This is a genomic window from Synechococcus sp. CCAP 1479/10 (assembly GCF_019038515.1).
In the GTDB taxonomy this organism is placed as follows: domain Bacteria; phylum Cyanobacteriota; class Cyanobacteriia; order PCC-6307; family Cyanobiaceae; genus Cyanobium.
Window position 1 is genome coordinate 1 of the sequence record NZ_JAFKRJ010000087.1, and the last position, 304, is coordinate 304.

General features: G+C 64.8%; 1 pseudogene. It reads right to left on the reverse strand.

Annotation, left to right across the window (positions count from 1 at the left end):
- Positions 1–304: pseudogene (locus tag KUG39_RS17785) on the reverse strand (photosystem II D2 protein (photosystem q(a) protein)); the annotation flags it as partial.

Below are 304 nucleotides of genomic sequence, written 5' to 3' on the forward strand. Positions count from 1 at the left end.
GGTCTCCTCTTCCTGGGTGGGCTCGAACGCCTTGAAGGTGTTGGCCTGGTCGCTGTCCTCGAACAGGGTGTTCTCCACCGTGGCGCCGTGGATGGCGCACAGCAGGGCACCGCCGAGGATGCCGGCCACGCCCATCATGTGGAACGGGTTCAGGGTCCAGTTGTGGAAGCCCTGCAGGAACAGCAGGAAGCGGAAGATCGCCGCCACCCCGAAGGAAGGCGCGAAGAACCAGCTGCTCTGACCCAGGGGGTACATCAGGAAGACACTGACGAACACCGCGATCGGGCCGGAGAAGGCGATGGCG